At 63.3% G+C, this 23,021-nt stretch carries 18 protein-coding genes and 1 tRNA gene; 10 read left to right on the top strand and 9 right to left on the bottom strand.

Annotation, left to right across the window (positions count from 1 at the left end; translation table 11 throughout):
• Positions 1-15: 15 nt before the first annotated feature.
• Complete coding sequence (locus AC1DX6_RS21945) at positions 16-912, top strand: DMT family transporter (protein ID WP_477317195.1); 897 nt, start codon at positions 16-18, stop codon at positions 910-912.
• On the opposite strand, the gene AC1DX6_RS21940 is transcribed toward AC1DX6_RS21945, so the two are convergent.
• On the bottom strand, positions 900-2,114 hold the full coding sequence (locus tag AC1DX6_RS21940; RefSeq protein ID WP_477317193.1) for an AI-2E family transporter: 1,215 nt from the start codon (positions 2,112-2,114) through the stop codon (positions 900-902). The two genes, AC1DX6_RS21945 and AC1DX6_RS21940, sit on opposite strands and share 13 nt — an antisense overlap.
• A 279-nt stretch (positions 2,115-2,393) precedes the next feature.
• Complete coding sequence (gene parC / locus AC1DX6_RS21935) at positions 2,394-4,646, bottom strand: DNA topoisomerase IV subunit A (RefSeq protein ID WP_477317191.1); 2,253 nt, start codon at positions 4,644-4,646, stop codon at positions 2,394-2,396.
• Between the two features lie 440 nt (positions 4,647-5,086).
• Here parC and AC1DX6_RS21930 point away from each other — a divergent pair, with 440 nt between their 5' ends.
• Positions 5,087-6,274: a hypothetical protein gene (locus AC1DX6_RS21930; protein WP_477317189.1), complete on the top strand. Its 1,188-nt coding sequence runs from the start codon at positions 5,087-5,089 to the stop codon at positions 6,272-6,274.
• Between the two features lie 103 nt (positions 6,275-6,377).
• On the opposite strand, the gene aspS is transcribed toward AC1DX6_RS21930, so the two are convergent.
• Both aspS and AC1DX6_RS21920 read right to left on the bottom strand, forming a co-directional pair.
• Entirely contained in the window at positions 6,378-8,168 is a 1,791-nt protein-coding gene (aspS, locus tag AC1DX6_RS21925; RefSeq protein WP_477317737.1) for an aspartate--tRNA ligase, read from the bottom strand.
• 118 nt (positions 8,169-8,286) lie between these two features.
• A complete protein-coding gene (locus tag AC1DX6_RS21920; RefSeq protein ID WP_477317187.1) occupies positions 8,287-9,045 on the bottom strand; it encodes a DeoR/GlpR family DNA-binding transcription regulator in 759 nt (252 codons plus the stop codon).
• A gap of 74 nt (positions 9,046-9,119) precedes the next feature.
• Here AC1DX6_RS21920 and AC1DX6_RS21915 point away from each other — a divergent pair, with 74 nt between their 5' ends.
• The 3 genes from AC1DX6_RS21915 (at position 9,120) to rnd (ending at position 12,988) form a co-directional block, all read left to right on the top strand.
• Positions 9,120-10,397: an MFS transporter gene (locus tag AC1DX6_RS21915; protein ID WP_477317185.1), complete on the top strand. Its 1,278-nt coding sequence runs from the start codon at positions 9,120-9,122 to the stop codon at positions 10,395-10,397.
• Positions 10,398-10,516: 119 nt separating this feature from the next.
• Positions 10,517-11,761 carry an MFS transporter gene (locus AC1DX6_RS21910; RefSeq protein WP_477317183.1) on the top strand — a complete coding sequence of 415 codons (1,245 nt, stop codon included), beginning with the start codon at positions 10,517-10,519 and terminating at the stop codon, positions 11,759-11,761.
• 75 nt (positions 11,762-11,836) lie between these two features.
• Positions 11,837-12,988, top strand: coding sequence for a ribonuclease D (rnd, locus tag AC1DX6_RS21905; RefSeq protein WP_477317735.1), 1,152 nt, complete (start codon positions 11,837-11,839; stop codon positions 12,986-12,988).
• Between the two features lie 68 nt (positions 12,989-13,056).
• Here rnd and AC1DX6_RS21900 read toward each other — a convergent pair whose 3' ends face one another.
• The 3 genes from AC1DX6_RS21900 to guaB are packed head-to-tail and all read right to left on the bottom strand — an operon-like array spanning position 13,057 to position 15,592.
• Positions 13,057-13,476 (bottom strand): MAPEG family protein, encoded by a 420-nt coding sequence (locus AC1DX6_RS21900; protein WP_477317181.1) that lies wholly within the window; start codon positions 13,474-13,476, stop codon positions 13,057-13,059.
• A gap of 30 nt (positions 13,477-13,506) precedes the next feature.
• Complete coding sequence (locus tag AC1DX6_RS21895) at positions 13,507-14,049, bottom strand: hypothetical protein (protein WP_477317179.1); 543 nt, start codon at positions 14,047-14,049, stop codon at positions 13,507-13,509.
• Positions 14,050-14,089: 40 nt separating this feature from the next.
• The gene (gene guaB / locus AC1DX6_RS21890) at positions 14,090-15,592 is read right to left on the bottom strand and encodes an IMP dehydrogenase (protein ID WP_477317177.1); all 1,503 of its coding nucleotides are present in this window, start codon (positions 15,590-15,592) and stop codon (positions 14,090-14,092) included.
• Here guaB and AC1DX6_RS21885 point away from each other — a divergent pair.
• Positions 15,579-15,794 carry a hypothetical protein gene (locus tag AC1DX6_RS21885; RefSeq protein WP_477317175.1) on the top strand — a complete coding sequence of 72 codons (216 nt, stop codon included), beginning with the start codon at positions 15,579-15,581 and terminating at the stop codon, positions 15,792-15,794. The two genes, guaB and AC1DX6_RS21885, sit on opposite strands and share 14 nt — an antisense overlap.
• A 111-nt stretch (positions 15,795-15,905) precedes the next feature.
• Positions 15,906-17,327 (top strand): MFS transporter, encoded by a 1,422-nt coding sequence (locus tag AC1DX6_RS21880; RefSeq protein ID WP_477317173.1) that lies wholly within the window; start codon positions 15,906-15,908, stop codon positions 17,325-17,327.
• 10 nt (positions 17,328-17,337) lie between these two features.
• Here the strand turns inward: AC1DX6_RS21880 and AC1DX6_RS21875 are convergent, their stop codons facing one another.
• Together AC1DX6_RS21875 and AC1DX6_RS21870 are read right to left on the bottom strand one after the other, a co-directional pair.
• Positions 17,338-18,135: an RlmE family RNA methyltransferase gene (locus tag AC1DX6_RS21875; RefSeq protein ID WP_477317171.1), complete on the bottom strand. Its 798-nt coding sequence runs from the start codon at positions 18,133-18,135 to the stop codon at positions 17,338-17,340.
• The gene (locus AC1DX6_RS21870; protein WP_477317169.1) at positions 18,132-19,481 is read right to left on the bottom strand and encodes a Ppx/GppA phosphatase family protein; all 1,350 of its coding nucleotides are present in this window, start codon (positions 19,479-19,481) and stop codon (positions 18,132-18,134) included. The genes AC1DX6_RS21875 and AC1DX6_RS21870 overlap by 4 nt, the downstream gene beginning before the upstream one ends.
• A gap of 271 nt (positions 19,482-19,752) precedes the next feature.
• Here AC1DX6_RS21870 and AC1DX6_RS21865 point away from each other — a divergent pair, with 271 nt between their 5' ends.
• From AC1DX6_RS21865 to AC1DX6_RS21855, 3 genes are all read left to right on the top strand, one after another.
• Positions 19,753-20,682, top strand: a complete 930-nt coding sequence (locus AC1DX6_RS21865) for a lysylphosphatidylglycerol synthase domain-containing protein (protein WP_477317168.1) — start codon at positions 19,753-19,755, stop codon at positions 20,680-20,682.
• 149 nt (positions 20,683-20,831) lie between these two features.
• Positions 20,832-20,905 (top strand) — tRNA-Gln (locus AC1DX6_RS21860).
• Between the two features lie 825 nt (positions 20,906-21,730).
• A partial coding sequence (locus AC1DX6_RS21855; RefSeq protein WP_477317167.1) for a VCBS domain-containing protein occupies positions 21,731-23,021 on the top strand: 1,291 nt, incomplete at its 3' end.

The raw sequence follows: 23,021 nt of genomic DNA, 5'->3' as shown, positions 1-23,021 counted from the left end.
GCGAGACCTGCCCGCATGTCGGCCCACCACGACCACCAGAAAGGCCTTCTCATCACCGCCATAGGCGGGCTGGCGCTGACCTTCGACATTCCGCTGATCCGGCTCGCCGACGGCGGCGCCTGGACGATCCTCTTGCTGCGCACCGGCACCACTTTTCTCGCAGCTCTGGTCATCTGGGCCGTCTGGCGCTCGCTGAGCAAGGACGCGCCGCAGCTCATCCCCGGCAGGTCGGGGCTGGTTGTCGCCGCGCTCTATGGGCTGGGCTCGATCTGCTTCGTCACCGGCGTCTTCAACACCTCGACCGCCAACCTTGTCTTCATCCTGGCCTTCACCACCATGTTTTCAGCCCTGCTGTCTTGGCTGTTCCTGAAGGAGAGGCCGCGGCCGATCACGCTCGCCGCACTCGCTTTGATGATCGTCGGCGTCGCCATCATCGTCGGCGATTCGATCGGCACTGGGCATCTGTTCGGCGACCTGATGGCGCTGTGCGCGGCGTTCATGATTGCCGCCGCCATCACCATCTCGCGCGCCAGCGGCAAGGACATGGGTTTTACCGCGCTGATCGGCGTCATCCTGCCCTGTGCGGTCGCCGCGTTGATGGTCTCGAGAATCGGTTTTCAGGTGAACGCGCCGTGGTGGATCATCTTCAACGGCGCCGTCATCATGCCGATTTCGTTCTTCTGCCTCGCCAACGGCCCGAAATACATTTCCGGCCCGGAAGTGGCGATGTTCTATCTCTTGGAAACCGTGCTGGCGCCGGTCTGGGTGTGGGCGATCTTTGCCGAAACGCCATCGCGCAACAGCCTGATCGGCGGCGCGATCTTGATCGTCACGCTGGTCGCCCATTCGCTGTGGCAATTGCACGAGGGGCGCAAGCGCCGCGCCACGCTTGCCGTCAGTCACCCGGCCTGAGTTTTCTTCTCGGCGACGATTTCGATCTGCGGTGGGCCGCCCGCCAGTTCCAGTTCCTCGGGCGGCACGGCGGCAAGTTCGTCCACCAGCTCCACCTCGCGCAACCATTCGCGCCAGATAGCGACCAGCAGCGCCATCAGCACCGGGCCGATGAACAGGCCGAGAAAGCCCATCGTCTTGACGCCGCCGATGAGGCCGAAAAAGGTTGGCAGGAAGGGCAGCTTGATCGGCCCGCCGACCAGCTTCGGACGCAATGTCTTGTCGACGATGAACAGTTCGACTGCGCCCCATAGGAACAGCGCCAGCCCGGACATCGGCGAACCGCTGGCGGCGAGGTAAATCGACACCAGGGTAAAGGACAGCGGCGCACCGCCGGGGATCAGCGCCATGACGCCGGTCAATGCGCCGAGCGTCACAGGCGACGGCACGCCGGCCAGCCAATAGGCGATGCCCAGCACCAGCCCCTCGCCGATGGCGATGACGGTCATGCCGGTGACGGTCGAGGAGATCGTCGCCGGCACCACGCGCGAGATCCGCTCCCATCGCGTCGGCAGGATCCGCTCGCCGAGACGGTCGACCTGGCCCGCGAAATGCTCGCCGTCGCGATAGGCGAAGAACAGCGCGATCATCATGAACAGCAGCGTCAGCAGCAGGCCAAAGGCGCTGCCGCCAGCCGCCAGCACGCCGCGATAGATGCTGCCTATATTGGCGCCGCTGACCAGCTGGATCAGTTCGCCGATGCCGCCGGGATGGCCGATATTGGTCGTCCACTGCTCGTTCAGCCACTCGCCCACCGCGGGCAGCGTGGCGATCCAGTGCGGCGTCACCGCGCCGTGCCGGTTGGTCTCGATCGCCCAGCCGACCCATTCGCGCACCTCGTTGATGGCGTAGGTGCCGGCGAGCGCGATCGGCACCACCAGGAAGGTGAGGATGAACAGGATCGCCAAGGTCGCGGCGATGGTGCGGTTGCCGCCGACGCCGGCGAGCAGCCGCCGGTAGAGCGGCCAGCTGGCGAAGGCGATGACCAGAGCAGCCAATACAGGAAACAGGAAGCCATGGAAGAAGTAGACGCCGGCGGCAACGATCAACACCAGCAGCCAGCGCGCCGCCGACAGCGGCGGGATGACGGCGGACCTCACCGGCGTCGACAGGCCGAACAGGCGCTGATGCCGTTCCGGTTTCTGGATTCTTGCTTCCTTCAAACGCCCATCTCTCCCCGACCCATCCAGCGTTTATGCACTCTTATAGTGCCGCAATCGTGACGATAGTCCAAACGGTGATGGTGAAGCTGCCAATCTCCCCCCTCGTGGGGGAGATGTCCGGCAGGACAGAGGGGGGCGTGAAGGAACGCAAACTTTCGGTTTGACGCGCGACGACCCAAGAACAGGAAAAGTGTGCGATTGTGATGGTCGATAGTCGGCGGGACAGCGCCCCCCTCTGGCCTGCCGGCCATCTCCCCCACTTGGGGGGAGATGGCAGCTTCACCCAAATTTCCCCGTCCGCGGAAATCCCTTCGGCACCATCCGGCCTGCCGAGGCTCTCGCACCGATCCATTCGGCGAGTTCCTCGCGCGACTTGGTGAAGGTGCGGTCGGCGGAATCCTGCCAGGACAGGCCAGCCTCCAGCGTGAAGGTTTTCAGGTCGAGCACGCCGCCATCCTTGTATTTTTGCAGGCGAACACCCTTGCCGCGGCCCATTTCCGGAATCTCGGAGAGCGCGAAGACCAGCATCTTGCGGTTCTCGCCGATGATGGCGAGATGATCGCCGGTGACCGGCACGCAGCGCTTGGCCTCGTCGGGCGTCTTGACGTTCATCACCTGCTTGCCCTTGCGGGTGTTGGCGACGACCTCTTCTTCCGGCACGACAAAGCCGTTGGCGTCGTGTGACACCAGGAGCAGCTTGCGCTTCGGATCATGGATGAAGGCGGTGACGACGTCCTGGTCGTTGTCCATGTCGACGATGATGCGGATCGGCTCGCCGTGGCCGCGACCACCCGGCAGCCGGTCGGCGCCGATGGTGTAGAACTTGCCGCCGGTGGTAAACACCAGCACCTTGTCGGTGGTCTGGGCGTGGAAGGCGAGCTTGAGGCTGTCGCCTTCCTTGAAGGCCAAGGTGGAATAGTCGGTCAGATGGCCTTTCATGGCCCTGAGCCAACCCTTTTCCGAAACCACCACGGTGACCGGCTCGCGCTCGATCATGGCGTGCGCAATGTCGGTCAGGTCGTGTTCGGGCGCGTCGGCGAACTGGGTGCGGCGCTTGCCGAGCTCGGTCTCCGGTCCGAATTTGTCGCGAATGCTGGTGACTTCCCACTTGATCGTCGACCACTGCTTGGCGTCGGAGGCAAGCAGCGCCTCGATCTGCTTCTTCTCGGTGGAGAGGCCGTCGAATTCCTTGCGGATCTCGAATTCTTCCAGCTTGCGCAAGGCGCGCAGCCGCATGTTGAGGATGGCTTCGGCCTGCGTGTCGGTGAGCGACCAACGCGCCATCATCACTTGCTTGGGCTCATCCTCCTCGCGGATGATCCTGATCACCTCGTCGATGTTGAGGTAGGCGATCAGATAGCCGCCGAGGATCTCCAGCCGTCTTTCGATCTCGCCGAGGCGATGCTTCGAGCGACGGACCAGCACCTCGCGGCGATGCTCCAGCCATTCCTTGAGCACGCCCTTCAGCGAAAGGACGTTCGGCACCTTGCCGCGCGACAGCACGTTCATGTTGAGCGGAAAGCGGCTTTCGAGCTCGGTCAGCTTGAACAGCGATTCCATCAAAATGCCGGGATCGACCGAACGGCTCTTCGGCACCAGCACGACGCGGATGTCTTCCGCACTTTCGTCGCGGATGTCTTCGAGCAGCGGCAGTTTGCGCGCTATCAACAGCTCGGCGATCTTTTCGATCAGCCTGGCCTTCTGGACGCCATAGGGGATTTCGGTGACGACGATGCTCCAGGTGCCCCTGCCCTGGTCCTCCTGGCTCCACTTCGACCTGACGCGAAAACCGCCGCGTCCGGTTTCGTAGGCTTCGAGGATCGAGGCGCGGCTGTCGACGATGATGCCGCCGGTCGGGAAATCCGGTCCCTGGACAAAGTCCATCAGCTTGGTGACCGGTGCATCGGGATGCTCGATCAGATGCAAGGCAGCGTCGCAGAGCTCGGCGGCGTTGTGCGGCGGAATCGACGTCGCCATGCCGACAGCAATGCCGGACGAGCCGTTGGCAAGCAGGTTCGGGAAGGCGCCGGGCAGGACAACCGGCTCCTCGTCCTCCTCATTGTAGGTAGCGCGGAAATCGACCGCATCCTCGGTGATGCCGGACAAAAGCTCGGTCGCCACATCGGTCATGCGCGCTTCGGTGTAGCGCATGGCGGCGGCGTTATCGCCGTCGATGTTGCCGAAATTGCCCTGCCCGTCGACGAGGGGATAGCGCATCGAAAAATCCTGCGCCAACCGCACCAGCGCGTCGTAGATCGACTGGTCGCCATGCGGGTGGAACTTGCCCATCACCTCGCCGACGATGCGGGCGCATTTGGCAAAGCCCTGGTCGGGATTGAGCCGCAGCAGCCGCATGGCATGCATGATGCGGCGATGCACCGGCTTCAGCCCGTCGCGGACATCCGGCAGCGCGCGATGCATGATGGTCGACAGCGCATAGGCGAGGTAGCGCTCTTCCAGCGCCTTCTTCAGATCGACCGGTTCAATGTGATCGCCGCCGCCATCTTGAGGCGGCAAAAGCCTTTTTCCCATGGGCTGGAACTAGCCGAGCGGGTGATTCGCGGCAAGGCACCGGTGTGGGAATCCGCATGGGCGCGACCCTAAACGGCATACAAGGCCAGGTTCCGGCACGGCAGCACCGCCATTCCACCACCCAGTGTGATGGATTTCACTGATTTGCCGGCGCGGGCACTCCAATTTGCCGACGATGTGCAACAGCATCGGAAGCGGTGCGGGCGCCTGCCAACATCAACCTGTTACACGCGCTGTCTAAGGCATGACGCGACGACGCGGAGCCCGATCTTCATGACAAATTCACCGCATCACGCAAAGGCTGAGGATCGGGTTTGCGTTTCGCCGTGATTTTCGGCCATTCTAATGGACAAATGCCTTTATCCGGTCCAGTTCGTCACGGAATGGTGACGGCGCAACGAATGAAACCATTCTTTCCAGGACATCTCAGGGGACTTGCAATGACAATCCAACGCTCATTTTACAAACTCGCTCTTTCGACCTTCCTGCTGACGCTGCCTCTGAACGCGGCCCTTGCACAGAACACGGCGGTCGCCGACCGGCTGAAAGCGTTGGCCGCCGCCCAGGGCGTCGACATCACCTGGACCGGCGTGACCGGCGACGACTCAAACATGGTGCTGCAGGGCGTCTCCGTGAAACCGGCGGCAGAAAAGGAAGCGCTGCCGATTGGCGACGTCAAACTTGAAGGCGTGACCGAGGCCAATGGCGGCTTCGATATCGGGACCGTCTCGACCTCGGCGTTCACGCACAGCAAGGATGGTGTCACGCTCGATCTCAGCCCCTTCGTGATCCACGACATGTCCGTTCCGGCCGACGGCGCCACCGGCCCGCTGGGTTCGCTGATGATGTACAAATCGGCCGAACTCGCCAACATGACGGTGAAAGTCGCCGACAAGACAGCCTTCTCGATGGACGGGCTCGCTGTCGAAATGACCCCGCCGGCCGACGGCAAGGCCATGGAATTCTCCATGACCACGGAAAAATTCAACGGCGACCTCTCCCTCGTCGACGATGCCCAGTCCAAGGCAGCGATCGAAGCGCTGGGCTACCAGAACATATCAGGCAATATCGAAATGGCCGGCACCTGGCAGCCTGCCGACGGCAAGATGGAACTGTCGAAATCCGATATCTCCGTCGACAATGCCGGCACGCTCGGCTTCACCTTCGATCTCGGCGGCTACACGCTCGATTTCGTCAAGTCGATGCAGGAAATGCAGAAGAAGATGGCGGCGCAGCCCGAAGGCGCCGACAATTCGGCGCAAGGCATGGCCATGCTCGGCCTGTTGCAGCAGCTTTCGTTCAACAGCACCTCGATCCGCTTCGACGACGATTCGCTGACCGGCAAGCTGCTGGATTATTTCGGCAAGCAGCAAGGCATGTCCGGCAAGGACATCGCCAACCAGGCCAAGGCGATCGTGCCCTTCGGCATGGCGCAGCTCAACAATCCCGAGCTGACGGCTGAGGTGTCGGCCGCCGTGAACAAATATCTCGACGATCCGCAGAGCATCGAGATTTCGGCCGAGCCGCCGGCATCGGTGCCGTTCGCGCTGATCATGGCGGGCGCCATGTCCAACCCGTACGACCTGCCGAAGACGCTCGGCGTCCACGTCAAGGCGAACGAAGACTGATAGACGCGCGCTTTCAAATGCAAAAAGCCCGGCAGCGATGCCGGGCTTTTTTGTGGATCGAATACTGCTTTTGCGAATCAATAGAATCGCTTGTGCGAGGTTTTTAAACCTCTTTCTTGGCCACGGCGACGCGCAGCGACAAGTCGCGAAGCTGCTGCGGGCTCGCCTCCGAGGGCGCGTTCATCAGCAAATCGTAAGCCTGCTGGTTCATCGGGAACATGGTGATTTCGCGCAGGTTCTTGGCCCCGACCAGCAGCATGACGACGCGGTCGACACCCGCCGCCATGCCACCATGCGGCGGCGCGCCGTACTGGAAGGCGCGGTAGAGGCCGCCAAAACGCTCCTCGACCGTTGCGCGGTCCAGCCCGACCGTCTCGAACGCCTTGACCATGGTCTCTGGCAGATGGTTGCGAATACCGCCGGAGGCGATCTCGAAGCCGTTGCAGACCATGTCGTACTGGAATGCCTTGATGCCGAGCAGGTCGTCGCCATTGAGCGCGTCGATGCCGCCCTGCGGCATGGAGAACGGATTGTGGGCGAAATCGATCTTCTTCTCGTCCTCATTCCATTCGAAGAACGGGAAGTCGACGATCCAGCACAGTTCAAAACGCTCGCGGTCGACAAGGTTCAGTTCCTCGCCGGTGCGCGTGCGCGCGGCACCGGCGAAGGAGACGAACTTCTTCGGGTCGCCGGCGACGAAGAAAGCGGCGTCGCCGTCGGCAAGGCCGAGTTGGAGACGGATCGCTTCGGTGCGTTCCTCGCCGATGTTCTTGGCCAGCGGCCCGGCGCCTTCGAGCTTTTCGCCCTCCTTGCGCCAGAAGATGTAGCCAAGACCCGGCTGGCCCTCGCCTTGCGCCCAGGAATTCATGCGGTCGCAGAAGGCGCGTGAACCGCCGGTCTTGGCTGGAATGGCCCAGATCTCGGCCTTCGGATCGTTGGCCAGGATGTTGGCGAACACCTTGAAGCCGGACTCGCGAAAATGATCGGAGACGGACTGCATCTCGATCGGGTTGCGCAAGTCGGGCTTGTCGGAACCGTATTTGCGCATCGCCACGTCATAAGGGATGCGCTGGAAGTTTTGCGTCACCGGCTTGCCGTTGGCGAAAGCCTCGAACACGCCCCGCATCACCGGTTCCATGGTCGACAGAACATCGTCCTGCTCGACGAAGCTCATCTCCAAATCGAGCTGGTAGAATTCGCCCGGCAGACGGTCGGCGCGCGGGTCCTCGTCGCGGAAACACGGCGCGATCTGGAAGTAGCGGTCAAAGCCCGACACCATGATCAATTGCTTGTACTGCTGCGGCGCCTGCGGCAACGCGTAGAAGGTGCCGGGATGGATGCGCGACGGCACCAGGAAGTCGCGCGCGCCTTCCGGCGACGACGCGGTCAGGATCGGCGTCGAGAATTCGGTGAAGCCGACCTCGCCCATGCGCTTGCGCATTTCGGCGATGATCTTGGTGCGTGCCACGATGTTCTTGTGCAGCGTTTCGCGGCGCAGATCGAGGAAGCGATACTTCAGGCGAATGTCTTCCGGATAATCCGGTTCGCCGAACACCGGCAGCGGCAGTTCCTTGGCCGCCGACAGCACTTCGATCTCGCGGGCGAAAATCTCGATCTCACCGGTCGGCAAATTGGCATTGGTGGTCTCCGGCAAACGCGCCTTGACCTCGCCGTCGACGCGGATGACCCACTCGCCGCGAACGGTCTCGGCGATCTTGAAAGCCGGCGAATCCGGGTCGGCGACGATCTGGGTCAGGCCGTAATGGTCGCGTAGGTCGATGAACAGCAGGCCGCCATGGTCGCGCACGCGATGCACCCAGCCCGACAGGCGAACGGAAGCGCCGACGTCGCTCTTTCGCAATTGGGCACAGGTATGGCTGCGGTAACGATGCATTGTCATAGGGATTAAGTCCGGATGCTGGGTTGCGGGCCGATGGCCCGGCTCGAAATTTGCGCGAAAAGCGCATGAGAGGCCAGCTTTGTCAAGGCAAGCGGACTGGGGCGCTGCCTGTTCAGGCGAAGTGGATTTCAGCGCCCTGCCGTTCGAAATCGGCGAGGATCGCGGCCGGCGCGGTCTTTTCGACCACCAGATGGCGGATCGCTTCGGGCCCGGCGACGCGGTAGGGTGCGGCGGTGGCCAGCTTGTCGTTGGTGACCGCAATGACGATGCCGGCGCTGTTCCTGGCCATCGCCCGCTTCACTTCGGCCTCCGCCGAATCGAAAGCCGTCACGCCGCGTGCGGCATCGAGACCACAGGAACCCAGGAAAAACAGGTCGGCGCCAAGCTGCGCGATGGCGGCCAGCGTATCGCCGCCGACGCAAGTTCCAAGCTCGCGGTCGAACCTGCCGCCCAACACAATCAGTTCGACCAGGGGATGATCGGAGAGAGCCGAAGCGACACCAAGCGAATTGGTGGCTATGGTCAGTTCGAGGTCGCGCGGAATGGCCCTGGCGATCGCGGCGTTGGTGGTGCCGCCATCGATGAACAGGCTCTGCCCGCTGGAGAGCAGCGTCACCGCCGCGCTCGCCAACCGCATCTTCTCCTCGACCGCATGGCCACCGCGCAGGCCGACAGGCGCCGCGGCGAAGGGCGCCGGAGCGACCGCGCCGCCATAGACGCGGCGGCACTGCCCGGCCTTTGCCAGCTCCCTCAGGTCGCGGCGGACCGTATCCTCCGAAACGCCGAAGCGGGTTGCTAGCTCGCCGGCCAATACCCTGCCCTGCGCCGCAAGCCGGTCGCGGATAAGCTGATGCCGTTCATCGGTGAGCATTGCGTGATCCTGTTTCTTTATACACGTTCTTGCATGTTTTGCATGTTTATGCAAGAAGCGAGGCGCGCCTACGGTTGGACAAGCCAGCCGGCGGCCTCTCCTTCATTGAAAGCATCGCGATGATTTTTGGCCTCAGCCTCGCCCCCCAACACCGGGTCTACGCCGGGTTTGCGATCTATTCGTTTGGCATGGGCAACATTTTTCCGCGGCTGCCCGACATCAAGCACGCCATGGACATCCAGGACGGCACGCTGGGGCTCAGCCTGATCGGCACGCCGATCGGCACTTTGACCGCGCTGACGCTGGCGACGCCGATACTGGAGCGCATCGGCTTCCGCCGCGCGCTGCTAGGTCTGGTTCCGCTGCTGACGGTCGCCTACGCCATCGCGGTGCATGCGCCGGGGCCGGTCTCCCTGTTCCTCATGCTGTTCCCGGTCGGGCTGATGATCGGCAGCATCGAGATCATGCTCAATGTCGAGGCCGACAGGACCGAATTCCTGTTGAAACGTCGGATCATGAACCGGGCGCATTCGTTCTGGAGCATAGGCTTCTTCGGCGCTGGCCTGTTCGGCGCGGCGCTGGCGCATCTCGGCGTGTCGCCACAATTGCACCTGGCGATGGTCGTGCCGATGGTGGCGATATCGATGGCGCTGTTTCTCGGTGGTTACCAGCCTGCGCCAAGCCGCTTTGCCGGCAATGGCGACAAGGCGCCGATGCTGGCGCGCCCGACGCTGCCGATCCTCGTCCTTGTCGCGGTGACGCTGTCGGCAATGCTGATGGAAGGCGCCAGCATGGACTGGTCGGCGATCTATATGCGCACCGTCTTCGAATCGGGCCCTTTCGTCGCCGGCTTCACGGTGGCGCTGTTTGCCTTTTCGCAGGCAACCACGCGCTTCTTCGCCGATAGCTTCGTCGAGCGCCACTCGCCAAGCGGCGTGGCGCGCGTGCTGTTGGCGAGCATGGCGGCGGGCGTGCTGCTGGTCGTCCTGTCGCCTGCCCCGTTCCTGTCCATGCTGGGCTTTGCCCTTCTGGGCATCGGCAGCAGCGCGCTCTTTCCGCTGGCGATTTCCGCGGCGGCCCAGCGGACGGATCGCCCCGCGGCAATCAATGTCGCAGCGCTGTCGCAAATCTCCTTCGTCGCCTTCCTGCTCGGTCCGCCGCTGCTCGGCTTCGTCTCGGAGCATTGGGGCATCCGCTCGGCCTTTGCCATCGGCATCCCGTTCATCGTGCTCAGCCTGCTGACCGCCGGATCGCTTGGCCGACGGGCGCCGTCGGACAAGTCCTCGACGCCATCGGGTGAGGCGTCCGGCACGGCACGGCGGAAAATGCCGGCTGAGGTCGGCGAGGCATGAACGAGGCTCGCAGGTAAAGGCCGGGGGCGTCGCAACAAGACGCCCTGTTGGCGGATAAGCCGCTGGCAATGGCCGCACCGATGGTTCAGAAAAGCATAGCCATCCAACCGCGGTCCTTCATGTCCTCGATCCGCCCGCTGATCCCGCTCCTTCTCGCCGCCGGCATCCTGCTTGGCGGCAATGGGTTGCAGAGCACCTTGATCGCGCTGCGCGGCGCGCAGGAAGGGTTTCCGGCCTCGTCCATCGGCCTGATGGGCACCTTCTATTTCGCCGGCTTCCTGCTCGGTTGCCTCGCCGTCACCCGCATCATGAAGGCCGTCGGCCATGTGCGTGCCTTCGCGGCGCTGGCCGCGATCGCCTCCGCCGGTACGCTGCTGTTGGTGCTGGTCATCGATCCGGTGATGTGGTGCGCGGTGCGCTTTGCCGGCGGCTTCTGTTTTGCCGGGCTGTTCACCATCATGGAGGCATGGCTTAATTCCGGGGTCGCCAACAAGGACCGCGCACGGGTGCTGGCCATCTACCGCATGGTCGACATCGGTTCGGTGACCGGCGCGCAGTTCCTCATCCCGATTTTTGGCGCCGGCGGTTTTGCCATCTTCGCCATCATGTCGATCATGATCACGCTGTCGTTGGTGCCGGTCTCGCTCGGTGATCGCTCCAACCCGGCGCCGCCCGAAGAGGTCAAGCTCGACCTGGCGCGGGTCTGGCGGATTTCGCCACTCGGCTGCTTCGGCTGCATCGCCGTCGGCGTCACCAACAGCGCCTTTCGGACGCTGTCGCCGGTCTATGCCGAACAGATCGGCATGTCGGTCGCCGATGTCGTCACCTTTGTCAGCGTCGGCATTTTCGGCGGCGCCATCATCCAGTATCCGCTCGGCTATCTCTCCGACCGCTGGGACCGGCGCCGGGTGCTCTTGATCACCACCTGCTGCGCCATGTTTGCGGCGCTGGCACTGGTATTTGTGGCGGGCACCAACCCGACGCTGAACTTCATCATCATCTTCATCTTCGGCTGTTTTGCCATGCCGCTCTATTCGCTGTCGGCGGCGCATTCCAACGACCGCGCCGACAAGGGCGAGTTCGTGCTGATCAACGCGGCCTTGATGCTCTTTTATTCCTTTGGCGCCATTGGCGGGCCGTTCGCCGCCTCGACGGCGATGCAATATTTCGGGCCAAGCGCGCTGTTTGTGTTCAGCGCCACCGTCTACGCCGTCTTCATCGTCGTCATCCTCTACCGCATGCAAGTGCGCTCCGGCGTGCCGGCCGATCACCGCAGCCGGTTCATCGCGCTTTTGCGCACATCGACGGTTTTCGCCCGGTTGGCGAGGCGCAGCGGCGATTCCGACGGCTCCGCGGACCCCTGATCAAGGGGCTGCGGCTTGACGAAAGGCCGCGCGGCTGAAATTGAAAGAGACCGTACCCTTGCCAAAAGCGATTTGATGCACGTCATCACCACCCAGAATGAACTCGAGACCGTTCTCGCCGCTTTCGAAAAGGCGGATTTCGTCACCGTCGACACCGAGTTCATTCGCGAGACGACCTTCTGGCCGATCCTGTGCCTGATCCAGATGGCGGCGCCGGGCGTGACGGCGCTGATCGATCCATTGTCGCCCGACATCGACCTGAAGCCTTTCTTCAAGCTGATGGCCAATGAGGCGGTGGTCAAAGTCTTCCATGCGGCGCGCCAGGACATCGAAATCATCGTCCATCTCGGCGATCTGGTGCCGCATCCGGTGTTCGACACCCAGGTGGCGGCGATGGTCTGCGGCTTCGGCGACAGCGTCTCCTACGACCAGTTGGTGCAGCGGATCACCGGTGCCAGGCTGGACAAGTCCTCGCGTTTCACCGATTGGCGCCACCGGCCGCTGTCCGACAAGCAGCTCGACTACGCGCTGGCCGACGTCACCCATTTGATCGATGTCTACCGGCACCTCAGCGCCGAACTGGAGCGCGAAAACCGCGCCCATTGGCTGAACGAAGAGATGGAGGTTCTGACCTCGCGCGAGACCTACGATCCGCATCCCGAAGATGCCTGGAAGCGGCTGAAGATGCGGCTGCGCAAGCCGCAGGAGCTGGCAATCGTGCAAGCGGTGGCCGCCTGGCGCGAGCGCGAGGCGCGCGAACGCAACGTGCCGCGCGGCCGGGTGCTCAAGGACGACGCCATCTACGAAATCGCCCAGCAGGCGCCGCGCGATGCGGCAGCCCTTGGCAAGCTGCGCACCACGCCGAAGGGCTGGGAACGCTCGTCGACGGCAACGGCGCTGCTTGGCGTGACCGCCACGGCGCTCGCCTTGCCCAGGGAAGAGATGCCGAAGCTGCCCAAGAGTTTTCAGCCGCCGGAAGGCTCAAGCGCTGCGGCCGAACTGCTGAAAGTGCTGCTGCGCATCGTCGCCGAAAAGGAAGGCGTCGCCTCGAAGGTGCTGGCCTCCAGCGACGATATCGACCGCATCGCCGCCGAGGGCGAGGCCGCCGACGTGCCGGCGCTGCAGGGCTGGCGGCGCGCCGTGTTCGGCGAGAGCGCGCTGAAGCTGGTGCGCGGCGAGATCGGCATCAAGTTCGACAAGCGCAAGATAGCGGTGTTCGACCTTTAGGCACTGAACCCCCACCCCGCTCCGCTCTGCGGAACGACCCTCCCCACAAGGGGGAGGGTAACAACTGCTCAAACCGCTCCGAGCAGGTGCAGCGCGAACCAGATCCATGCCAGCAACAGAACCACCGCGCCCACATAGAAGGCGCGGCTGCGAAAGCGGAGATTGTTGCTGGTGAGGTGCACCCAGGCGTGGGCATAGCGGGAAATCACGAAAATCCACACCAGCGCCAGCGTCAGGTAGTTGACGCCATTGGTCAGATGCAGCGCCAGGCACAGGACGTAGAAAAGCACCGGCAGTTCGAACTGGTTGATGAGGTTGTTGGCGACGGTGACGCTGGACGCCGGCTCGGTCGTACGCGCCTTGTATTGACCAACCTTGGCCTCGCCTGATCTGACCGCGCCGTAGCGGCGCCGGGCCATCACAAGATAGACGAGATAGACCAGCAGAACCTGCGCCAGCATCGGCCAGAAGATCGCGGTCTGGTTCATGGAATATTCCCTGCCCTGTTAGATCTTGGCTCACGCCGGGCGCCGCTGGCCGGCCAGGGTTAAAGCTGCAATGACGATCGCCGGCACCGCCAGAAGCGCGAATTTGGTGACGATCAGCGACGAGGCGAAAGACAGCGAATCCGGATTGGCCGACAGGAAATCGGACAAAAGCCGCGCAACCGCGATGTTCTGCGCATAGTCGGCAAGCGTGTAGGGCAGCACCAGAACCAGCGCGACCAGCGATTGCAGCTGCGTCGGCAAGGCACGAAAATTCTTCAGCCGCCGCCCGGTGGCGAGGATCAGGCTGACCATGGTCACCGACAGCAGCGCCGGGAACAACAGGTCGAAGGTGAGATAGTGCCAGACCAGGATGATCTCGCTGCCGCGCCGGCCGAGCGCCGTCAGCCAGGCCATGCCCTCGTCCGGGGTGAAGCCGGCAAAGCGCAGGTCGAGCGACGACAGCCCGCCGCTCAACCGGCGAAAATAGAAGAACTCCATGGCGGTCATGACGATGAAGACCGCCGCTGAAACCACACAGAGTGCGGCGGCATGGCGCGACAGCCGCAGGATCATGCCCGTCAGGCCGCGCCAGAGCGCATACTGAACGGGCTGATCAGGCTCCGCCGGGATAGTTCGGGCTTTCGCGGGTAATCGTGACGTCATGGGCGTGGCTTTCACGAAGTCCGGCATTGGATATGCGCACAAAGGTGGCGCGTTCGCGAAAGTCTGCAAGGTCGCGGCCGCCGACATAACCCATAGCGGCTTTCAGGCCGCCTGCAAGCTGGTGCAGCACGCCAGACACAGGTCCTTTGTAGGGAACCTGCCCTTCAATGCCTTCCGGAACCAGCTTCAGCGTGTCGCGCACCTCGGCCTGAAAGTAGCGATCGGCCGAGCCGCGGGCCATGGCCCCGACCGAGCCCATGCCACGGTAGGCCTTGAAGGAGCGGCCCTGATGCAGGTAGACCTCGCCCGGGCTTTCATCGGTTCCGGCCAGCAGCGAGCCGATCATGGCAGCGCTGGCGCCGGCGGCGAGCGCCTTGGCGAGATCGCCGGAATATTTGATGCCGCCATCGGCGATGACCGAGACACCCGACCGATGCGCGGTCTCGACCGCCGACATGATCGCCGACAGCTGCGGCACGCCGACACCGGCGACGATGCGGGTGGTGCAGATGGAGCCGGGTCCGATGCCGACCTTGACGGCGTCGGCGCCGGCATCGATCAGCGCCAGCGTGCCTTCCGCGGTGGCGACGTTGCCGGCCAGGATGCGCACCGAATTGGACAGTTTTTTCGCCCGCGTCACCGCGTCGAGCACGCGCTGCGAATGGCCATGCGCGGTGTCGATGACCAGAAGGTCGACGCCGGCATCGATCAGGCGCTCGGCGCGCTCGAAACCGTCATCGCCGACGCTGGTGGCGGCGGCAGCGCGCAGGCGTCCCTGCGCGTCCTTGGTGGCGTGCGGGTTGAGCTGCGACTTCTCGATGTCCTTGACGGTGATCAGGCCGACGCAATTGCCTGATTTGTCGACCACGACCAGCTTTTCGATGCGGTGCTGGTGCAAGAGCCGCTTGGCCTCGTCCTGGTCGACATTCTCCTTCACCGTGATCAAATTCTCACGGGTCATCAGCTCGTAGACTTTTTGCGCCGGGTCGGAAGCAAAGCGGACGTCGCGGTTGGTCAGGATGCCGATCAGCCGGCCGACTTTCTGGCCGCCTGTGCCGCCATTCTCAACCACCGGAATGCCTGAAATCGAATAGGTGCGCATCAGGCCGAGCGCGTCGGCAAGCGTGGCGTCGGGGCCGATGGTGACCGGATTGACCACCATGCCGGATTCGAATTTCTTGACCTGCCGCACCTGCTCGGCCTGTTCGGCCGGCGAGAAATTGCGGTGGATGACGCCGATACCGCCGGCCTGGGCCATGGCGATGGCCAGCCGCGCCTCGGTGACGGTGTCCATGGCGGCCGACAGGATCGGCACGTTGAGGTCGATGTCGCCGGCAATGCGGGTGCGGATATCGGTCTCGCCGGGCATGACCTCGGAATGACCGGGCTGCAGCAGCACGTCGTCAAAGGTCAGCGCCAGCGCGCCGGTGGACGTTTCGATGATTTTTGCCATGGCCAGTCCTTCGAATACAAAAAAGCGCTGGACCGCAATGGACAGCGCCGACTCGTTTCTTCCCTTTCAGGATTGGCGCTGGCTGGTAACACGTCGCGGCGCCGATGAAAAGCCGATGATTGCACGCTCCCGGAAAGGTGACATTTTGCCGAAAAATGCACCACCTCTGGTTGCCGGTCGCACAAACGTGACAGCAATTTAATGCGACATCTGGGCTAAGCCATGATAACCGCCCCTCATATCGGCTTGCCCCCAGTCGACGGCACGAAGAATCAAGTTCGACGACACAAAGAATCAAGTCCGGACGCGTTTTGTGAACCGCACCATTCCGCTCATCCTGGCGGTCGCCCTATTCATGGAAAACATGGATTCGACCGTCATCGCGACGTCGCTGCCGGCGATCGCCATCGACATCCATACCAGCCCGATCGCGCTCAAGCTGGCGCTGACCGCCTATCTGGTGTCGCTGGCGATCTTCATTCCAATCAGTGGCTGGATGGCCGACCGCTTCGGCGCCAAGAACGTGTTTCGCGCCGCGATCGGCGTGTTCATCGTCGGCTCGGTCGCTTGCGCCGCCTCCGATTCGCTGCCGGCTTTCGTGGTCTCGCGCTTCCTGCAAGGCATTGGCGGCGCCATGATGACCCCGGTCGGTCGCCTGGTGCTGGTGCGGGCGACACCCAAGAGCGAGCTGGTCGCCGCCATGTCATGGCTGACCGTTCCGGCCCTGGTCGGACCGCTGGTCGGGCCACCGATCGGCGGCTTCATCACCACCTATTTCACCTGGCACTGGATTTTCCTGATCAATGTGCCGATCGGGCTGGTCGGCATCTGGCTGGCCACTCGCTTCCTGCCGCAAACCGAAGCGACCGAGACGCCGCCGCTCGATTTCATCGGTTTTGTGCTGAGCGGGCTCGCCGCCTCAGGCGTCGTCTTCGGCCTGTCGGTCGTCAGCCTGCCGGCGTTGCCGCCGATGGCCGGCTTCATCACCGTCGCCGTCGGTCTGGCCTCGGGCGCGCTTTACCTCCTGCATGCGCGCCATGCGAAAAACCCGCTGCTGGCGCTCGAATTGTTCCGCCACCAGGTGTTCCGCTCCTCGGTGCTCGGCGGCGGGCTATTCCGCATCGGCATCGGTGCCGTGCCCTTCCTGTTGCCGCTGATGTTCCAGATCGGCTTTGGGCTGACGCCATTCCAGTCGGGCATGATCACCTTCGTCTCGGCGATCGGCGCCATCGGCATGAAATTCGTCACTGCGCTGATTTTTCGGGTCGTCGGCTTCCGTCGCGTGCTCGTCGTCGGTTCGCTGGTCGCCGCGGCGTCGATCGCTGTCAACGGCCTGTTCACGCCTGACACACCCTATGCGCTGATCCTGGCCATGCTGCTGGCCGGCGGCTTCATCCGCTCGATGTTCTTCACCGGCGTCAACGCGCTGGCCTACGCCGAGGTTTCGGCTGCCGACACCAGCAAGGCGACGCCGATCGCAGCCGTCTTCCAGCAATTGTCGATCGCGCTCGGCGTGGCGCTGGCCGGCGGCATCCTGGAAGTGTCGCAGACGGTCCATGGCGGGCCGCTGACGCTGAGCGACTTCCACACCGCCTTCTTCGTCGTCGCGGCGGTCTCGGCGGCGGCATCGCTGTCGTTCATGCGGCTGGCGCCCGATGCCGGCAACGCAGTGTCGGGGCATGGCGGGCTGACAACGCCCAAGGAACTGGAGCCGGTGAGCCCGCCCGGAAACTGATGCGGCTGGCTTAGGCTTCGGGCTCTCCCCGCCCTTCGCTATCGCTCCGGGCGCTCGAAGCTTTCGAAACGTCCACTGGACGTTCCGATCCGCCTGGCGGCGGACCAGCTTCTCGCCCCTTAAAATCTTTCGCTAACAAATACAGCTCCACCGACTCATCCCGCGACGCTGGCGGTTTGACGTGATGGACCGTGCGGAAATTCTGCTTGAGCAGGGAAAGCAGCTCGTTTTCGGCGCCGCCCTGAAAGGTCTTGGCGAGGAAATGGCCGCCCGGCTTCAGCACAGCCAGCGCGAAATCGGCCGCCACTTCGCACAGATACATGGTGCGGATGTGGTCGGTCCTTTTGTGGCCGGTGGTCGGGGCCGCCATATCGGACAGAACGATGTCGGGTGGGCCGCCCAGCGTCTCGGCAAGCTTTTGCGGCGCCTCGGGGTCAAGGAAATCCATCAACAGCACCGGCGCGCCGGGCACCGCGGCCATTTCGAGATAGTCGATGCCGACGACATGCGGGTTCTCGGCGCTCGACTTTGTCCGCGCCGCGGCCACCTGGCACCAGCCGCCGGGGGCGGCACCGAGGTCGATGACCTTCATGCCCGGCTTCAAGAGATGATGCTTGTCGTCGATCTCGATCAGCTTGTAGGCCGCGCGCGAGCGGTAGCCGTCGGCCTTGGAGCGCTGGACATAGGGATCGTTAATGTGGCGCTGCAGCCAGCGGCGCGACGATTCCTTCAGGCCGCTCTTCTTCTTGATCCGCGTCTTCAGCACGCGAATGCTGGCAGACCCAGGTTTCTCCGGTTTCTTCGTCATTGCCGGCCCCGCCCACTGTTGCGCCAGACGCCGTCGTCGGCCATCAATTCGCTCAATATGCCTTCGCGCAAGCCTCGGTCAGCGACACGCAGCCGCTCGGACGGCCACACCGCGCGGATCGCTTCCAGTATGGCGCAGCCGGCCAGCACCAGATCGGCGCGGTCGGCGCCGATGCACGGGTTGGCGACGCGCTGCTGGAAATCCCAGCCGACCAGTTTTTCGACCATGCGGTCGACGCTGTCACGGTCCATCCACAGCCCGTCGACGCGGCGACGATCGTAGCGTTCGAGGTCAAGGTGAACGCCGGCCAGCGTCGTCACCGTTCCGGACGTGCCGAGCAGATGGAATTTCGGGCTGGACAGAACGTGGGCCAGCCGGTCGCGGCCGTCGAAGGCGCGCAGGCGCACGGCGACATCCTCGACCATGGCGGCAAAGATCTCGCGCGTCACCGTGCGGCCACCAAAACGCTCGGCCAGCGAGACGACGCCGACCGGCAGCGACGTCCACGACACGATGTGGTTGGCGAGCCGTGGCGAGCGATGACCGGTAAGGTCGATCAGCGCGATTTCCGATGAGCCGCCACCAATGTCGAACAGCACGACACCTTGCGTGTCGCGCTCGACCAGCGAGCCGCAGCCCGACACCGCCAGCCGCGCCTCGGTCTGGCGGTCGATGATCTCGAGCTTCAGACCGGCCTCGCGCTCGACACGGTCGAGGAACTCGATGCCGTTTTCGGCGGTGCGGCAGGCCTCGGTGGCGATCAGCCTGGCCTTCCTGATCTTGCGGTTGCGCAATTTGTCGCCGCAGATTTTCAGCGCCTCGACGGCACGATCCATCGCCGGCTGGCCGAGCCGACCATTGGCGGTGAGCCCCTCGCCCAGCCTGACGATGCGCGAGAAGGCGTCAATGACGCGGAACTGGCCATGGCGCGTCGGCACCGCGACCAGCAGCCGGCAATTATTGGTGCCGAGATCGAGCGCGGCAAAGACCGGCAGTTCCTGCATCGGCGGCCGGTAGTCGCGCTGCTCCTGCCTTGCCGGCGGGGTTGCAGGCAATGGGGCCGCCACGGGCGGCTGGATGGCTGGGACGATAATAGCGGCTGGCGCCGAGAGGCCTGCGGGTTGATTTTCGTCGCGCGCAAAAACCTTGCGCCCGCGCCGGCGCTTGCGCCGCTTTCTCGTCTTGCCCTTCTGATGTTGGGCGTCTCCTGCCTGCCCGTCTCCGGACTGGGGACCCGCTCGGCGGTCGTGATGCCGCCCGGCGGATGGGCTTGCCTGGCCTGACGGCGGCGAAGCCCTGGACACGCCCACTTCCGGCGCGCCAACGCCGGTGTCGTGGTCTTCCACTTCAGTTCCTTCCGGCACCGCGCGAACCGGGGGGCGGACGCAGCAGGCGCTTTCATGTGTTTTAAGTTGCGGCCAGAGTAACAGCGCCGGGCCGGATCACCAAGAGTGCAAGGGGCGAATTTTGCCGGCGTCAGGCAGCAGCAAGGTGTTGCTGGTTGAATAGCCGGCTTCAATAAGGCATTTCTCAAGTGAAGGGGTGAATAACTGATCACGTCTTTGCGCCCCGACCCGAAACCGAGCTGCAACGCATGACGACACTGCCATGAGGGCCATGAACTGGAGGCGCTATCTCTGGCCGGCCATCGGCATTGCGGCGGTGATTTTTTCGCTGCTGCTGCTCTGGCACGAATTGCGCGGCATCTCGCTCGACGATGTCTGGGCCGGCATCGTCGCCATCCCCACCCGTGGCTGGGTGCTGGCAGCCTTGAGTTCGGTGGTCGCCTATGCCTCGCTCGCCGGCTACGACCACATCGCGCTTCTGCACCTCGGCAAAAAGGTCTCGTGGCTGTTCGTCACCTTCTGCTCCTTCACCACCTATGCGCTGTCGCACAATATCGGCGGCTCGGTGTTTTCAGGCGCGGTGATCCGCTACCGCGCCTACGGCACCAGGGGCCTGACCGGACAGGATGTCGGCATTCTGGTGGCGATCTGCTGGATCACCTTCATGCTGTCGACGATCTTCGTCTCCGGCATCGTACTGGTGCTGGAGCCCGAGATCATCGATCGCTTTTCCGGCGCCCCACACCATGGGCTGGCGATCGCCGCCGGCCTCGCCATGCTGATCCTGGTCGGCGCCTACATCTTCGGCAGCTGGCTGCATCTCAAGCCGCTGACGATCGGCCGTTTTCAGCTGCACTACCCGGCACTGCCGATCGTAGCGCGGCAATTGCTGATCGGCCCGATCGAACTTTTGGCGGCAGCGGCGATCATCTTCTTTGCGCTACCCGCAGGCAATCCCGGCTATTTTGTAGTGCTCGGCGTCTTCCTGGTGTCGTTCTCGATCGCGCAGATCTCGCATGCGCCGGGCGGGCTCGGCGTCTTCGAGGTCGTCTTCCTGGCAGGCCTGTCTCATATGGATCCGGTCGGCGTGCTGGCGGCATTGCTGGTGTTCCGGCTGTTCTACCTGATCATCCCGCTGCTGATCGCGCTCGGCATCGTGCTGTTCTTCGAACGCTCACAGTTTGGGCGTATTGCGGATTGAGGCACTGCCTGAAGCGCCTACCTGAAACAGACTGACGAAACCCGGTGATTGAAACGCTCGGCAGGCTTGACTATTTTCCGTCGGCGGCTACAAGGCACGCGCGGCCAGTCGGCTGCCACGCCTGCGTGGTTTCTAAAAACCACGCCTGCTGGGGAATAGGTTAACGGTAGACCCACGGACTCTGACTCCGTTAGTCCTGGTTCGAATCCAGGTTCCCCAGCCAATTGATTTTAAAGCGATTTTCCCGTTTCATCATTAGAACATTTCGTGTCAGTCGGACGCGCGGTCGGGAAATTCTTGTTCCCGTTTCGAGCTTGCGAATGGCGCCTTCGCCGAGCGCCGGATCGCGGTTTAGATAGTTGGAATCAAGAATTGCATTCACGTCGCGCAGGCTGAGACCAGTGATTGCCGCGATTTCTGGGGCACGCCGTCGCTGTTGAGCAGGACCTGGCCAGCCTTGCCGCGCTTTGCATCGAGCGCGGCTTTTCAACGGCGTGCCGACTGGAATGACCCCGCGCGTTCCCGTTTTTGGATTGCTGAAGGCGGATCAGCTTGCCGTCATACTGCTGCCAGGTCAGGCGCAGCAGGTCACCCTGGCGCTGGCCAGTCCACAGAGCAAGTGTCAGCGGCAAATACAGCCGGCTACCTAGGACCGTGCGGATGTTTTGACTTGGACTGTTAACTGTTCCGTCAAGTTGGACGTTGACGCTTGCTCCTGGTAGAGTTAACAATCTCCTAATATTAGCGTCTTCTTAAAACTTGTGATGCGAAAACAACGAGTTGGTCGACGCAATTGGGGTAGTGGGGTAGGGAAACGCAGCGCGACGACCAATGTCGTCGCAGCCATCATCATCGTCGAGCCGCCATCCGTCTGTAAACGGCCAGCTTAGGCGGGCCGCTCGTAGCGCTGCGGCTTCTTGGATGATGCGCTGACATCCACCTCCGCCCCAATTTGTGTGCCGATCGTGCGATGAGGAGCAGTTGGTCTTTCAGGGCGGTCAATAAACAGGCGTTGGGGCGTCTGTCGTTAAACAACAGGGGGTGAAATATGGCTACTCAGGTCACCGGTGCCGGCGGCACCACGACGTCGTTCTCGAACACGCCGCAGGCGAAGGACGATCTTCTTGCCTATTTGGAAGATGCCGCTGGCGTCTTGATCCTGAATGTATTGGCGAACGATCTGGGAGGAGCGGCCAAACAGCTCTACTCCATCGACGACACAATCAGTGCGTCGACCGCAACGAAGACATATGCTCCGGCAGATCTACTGGTGCGCGACATCACATACTCCAGTGATAGTGCAGCGCTCGCCGCGCTCCCCGCGACCGCCAATACGAGCCTTCTAGGCGCTCGCATCTGGATAAGCGCCGATGGTACGATCCACTACAACAAGGCAGATATCGACGCCCAGGTGCAGGCACTTGGGCAGGGGCAGGTTCTCACCGACAAAGTGACCTACGCCATTCAGCTCGGCAATGGCACGCTAAGCTGGGCCACGGCTACCATTCAGTTCACCGGCGCCAACGACGCGGCGGTGATCACGGTCAACGGCGCTGAAGACACCTCCGTCACGGAAAAGAGCGGCGTCGCCAATGGCACGCCCGGCGACGCGACGGCTTCCGGCGATCTCAACGCGACCGACGTCGACAGCTCAGCGCTGTTTACCGTGCAGTCCGGCGTGGCCAAGAGCTACGGCACGTTCTCCATCGATGCGAGCGGTGCATGGAGCTACACGCTCGACGACACCAACGCGGCCGTCCAGGCGCTCAACAGCACCGGAGCGAACACCACGCTGCATGAGCTGGTGACGGTCACGACCGCCGACGGCACCCAGAAGGTGATCGACATCACCATCCACGGCGCCAATGACGCGGCGGTGATCACGGTCAACGGTGCCGAAGACACCTCGGTGACGGAAAAGAGCGGTGTCGCCAACGGCACGCCAGGCGATGCCTCAGCCTTCGGCGATCTCAATGCGACCGATGTCGACAATGCGGCGACCTTCAACCCACAAGCCGCCGTCGCCAAGACCTATGGCACCTTCTCCATCGATGCGAACGGCACCTGGAGCTATACGCTCGACGACAACAACGCCGCCGTCCAGGCGCTCAACACCGGCGATCCGGCACTCACCGACACCATCACCGTGCAGACCTCGGACGGCACGACCAAGGACATCGTCATCTCGATCAACGGCGCCAATGACGCGGCGGAGATCACCGGCGATGCCAGCGGCTCGCTGACCGAAGCCTCCGGCGTTGCCAACGGCACGGCCGGCACCTCGCCGGCAATCGGCGATCTCGACGCCAGCGATGTCGACAGCGGCACCGACTTCTCGG

This window comes from Mesorhizobium sp. P2_C4 (genome assembly GCF_056404575.1).
The sequence above is the reverse complement of the archived record's forward strand: the minus strand, read 5'-3'. Positions and strand labels throughout refer to the sequence as shown.

Bases quoted from the DNA above. Each gene is read 5' to 3' on its own strand.
- AC1DX6_RS21945 (WP_477317195.1), top strand. From the start codon at position 16: ATGTCGGCCCACCACGACCACCAGAAAGGCCTTCTCATCACCGCCATA.
- parC (WP_477317191.1), bottom strand. From the start codon at position 4,646: ATGGGAAAAAGGCTTTTGCCGCCTCAAGATGGCGGCGGCGATCACATT.
- AC1DX6_RS21930 (WP_477317189.1), top strand. From the start codon at position 5,087: ATGACAATCCAACGCTCATTTTACAAACTCGCTCTTTCGACCTTCCTG.
- aspS (WP_477317737.1), bottom strand. From the start codon at position 8,168: ATGCATCGTTACCGCAGCCATACCTGTGCCCAATTGCGAAAGAGCGAC.
- AC1DX6_RS21920 (WP_477317187.1), bottom strand. From the start codon at position 9,045: ATGCTCACCGATGAACGGCATCAGCTTATCCGCGACCGGCTTGCGGCG.
- AC1DX6_RS21910 (WP_477317183.1), top strand. From the start codon at position 10,517: ATGTCCTCGATCCGCCCGCTGATCCCGCTCCTTCTCGCCGCCGGCATC.
- rnd (WP_477317735.1), top strand. From the start codon at position 11,837: ATGCACGTCATCACCACCCAGAATGAACTCGAGACCGTTCTCGCCGCT.
- AC1DX6_RS21900 (WP_477317181.1), bottom strand. From the start codon at position 13,476: ATGAACCAGACCGCGATCTTCTGGCCGATGCTGGCGCAGGTTCTGCTG.
- AC1DX6_RS21895 (WP_477317179.1), bottom strand. From the start codon at position 14,049: ATGATCCTGCGGCTGTCGCGCCATGCCGCCGCACTCTGTGTGGTTTCA.
- AC1DX6_RS21885 (WP_477317175.1), top strand. From the start codon at position 15,579: ATGATTTTTGCCATGGCCAGTCCTTCGAATACAAAAAAGCGCTGGACC.
- guaB (WP_477317177.1), bottom strand. From the start codon at position 15,592: ATGGCAAAAATCATCGAAACGTCCACCGGCGCGCTGGCGCTGACCTTT.
- AC1DX6_RS21875 (WP_477317171.1), bottom strand. From the start codon at position 18,135: ATGACGAAGAAACCGGAGAAACCTGGGTCTGCCAGCATTCGCGTGCTG.
- AC1DX6_RS21865 (WP_477317168.1), top strand. From the start codon at position 19,753: ATGAACTGGAGGCGCTATCTCTGGCCGGCCATCGGCATTGCGGCGGTG.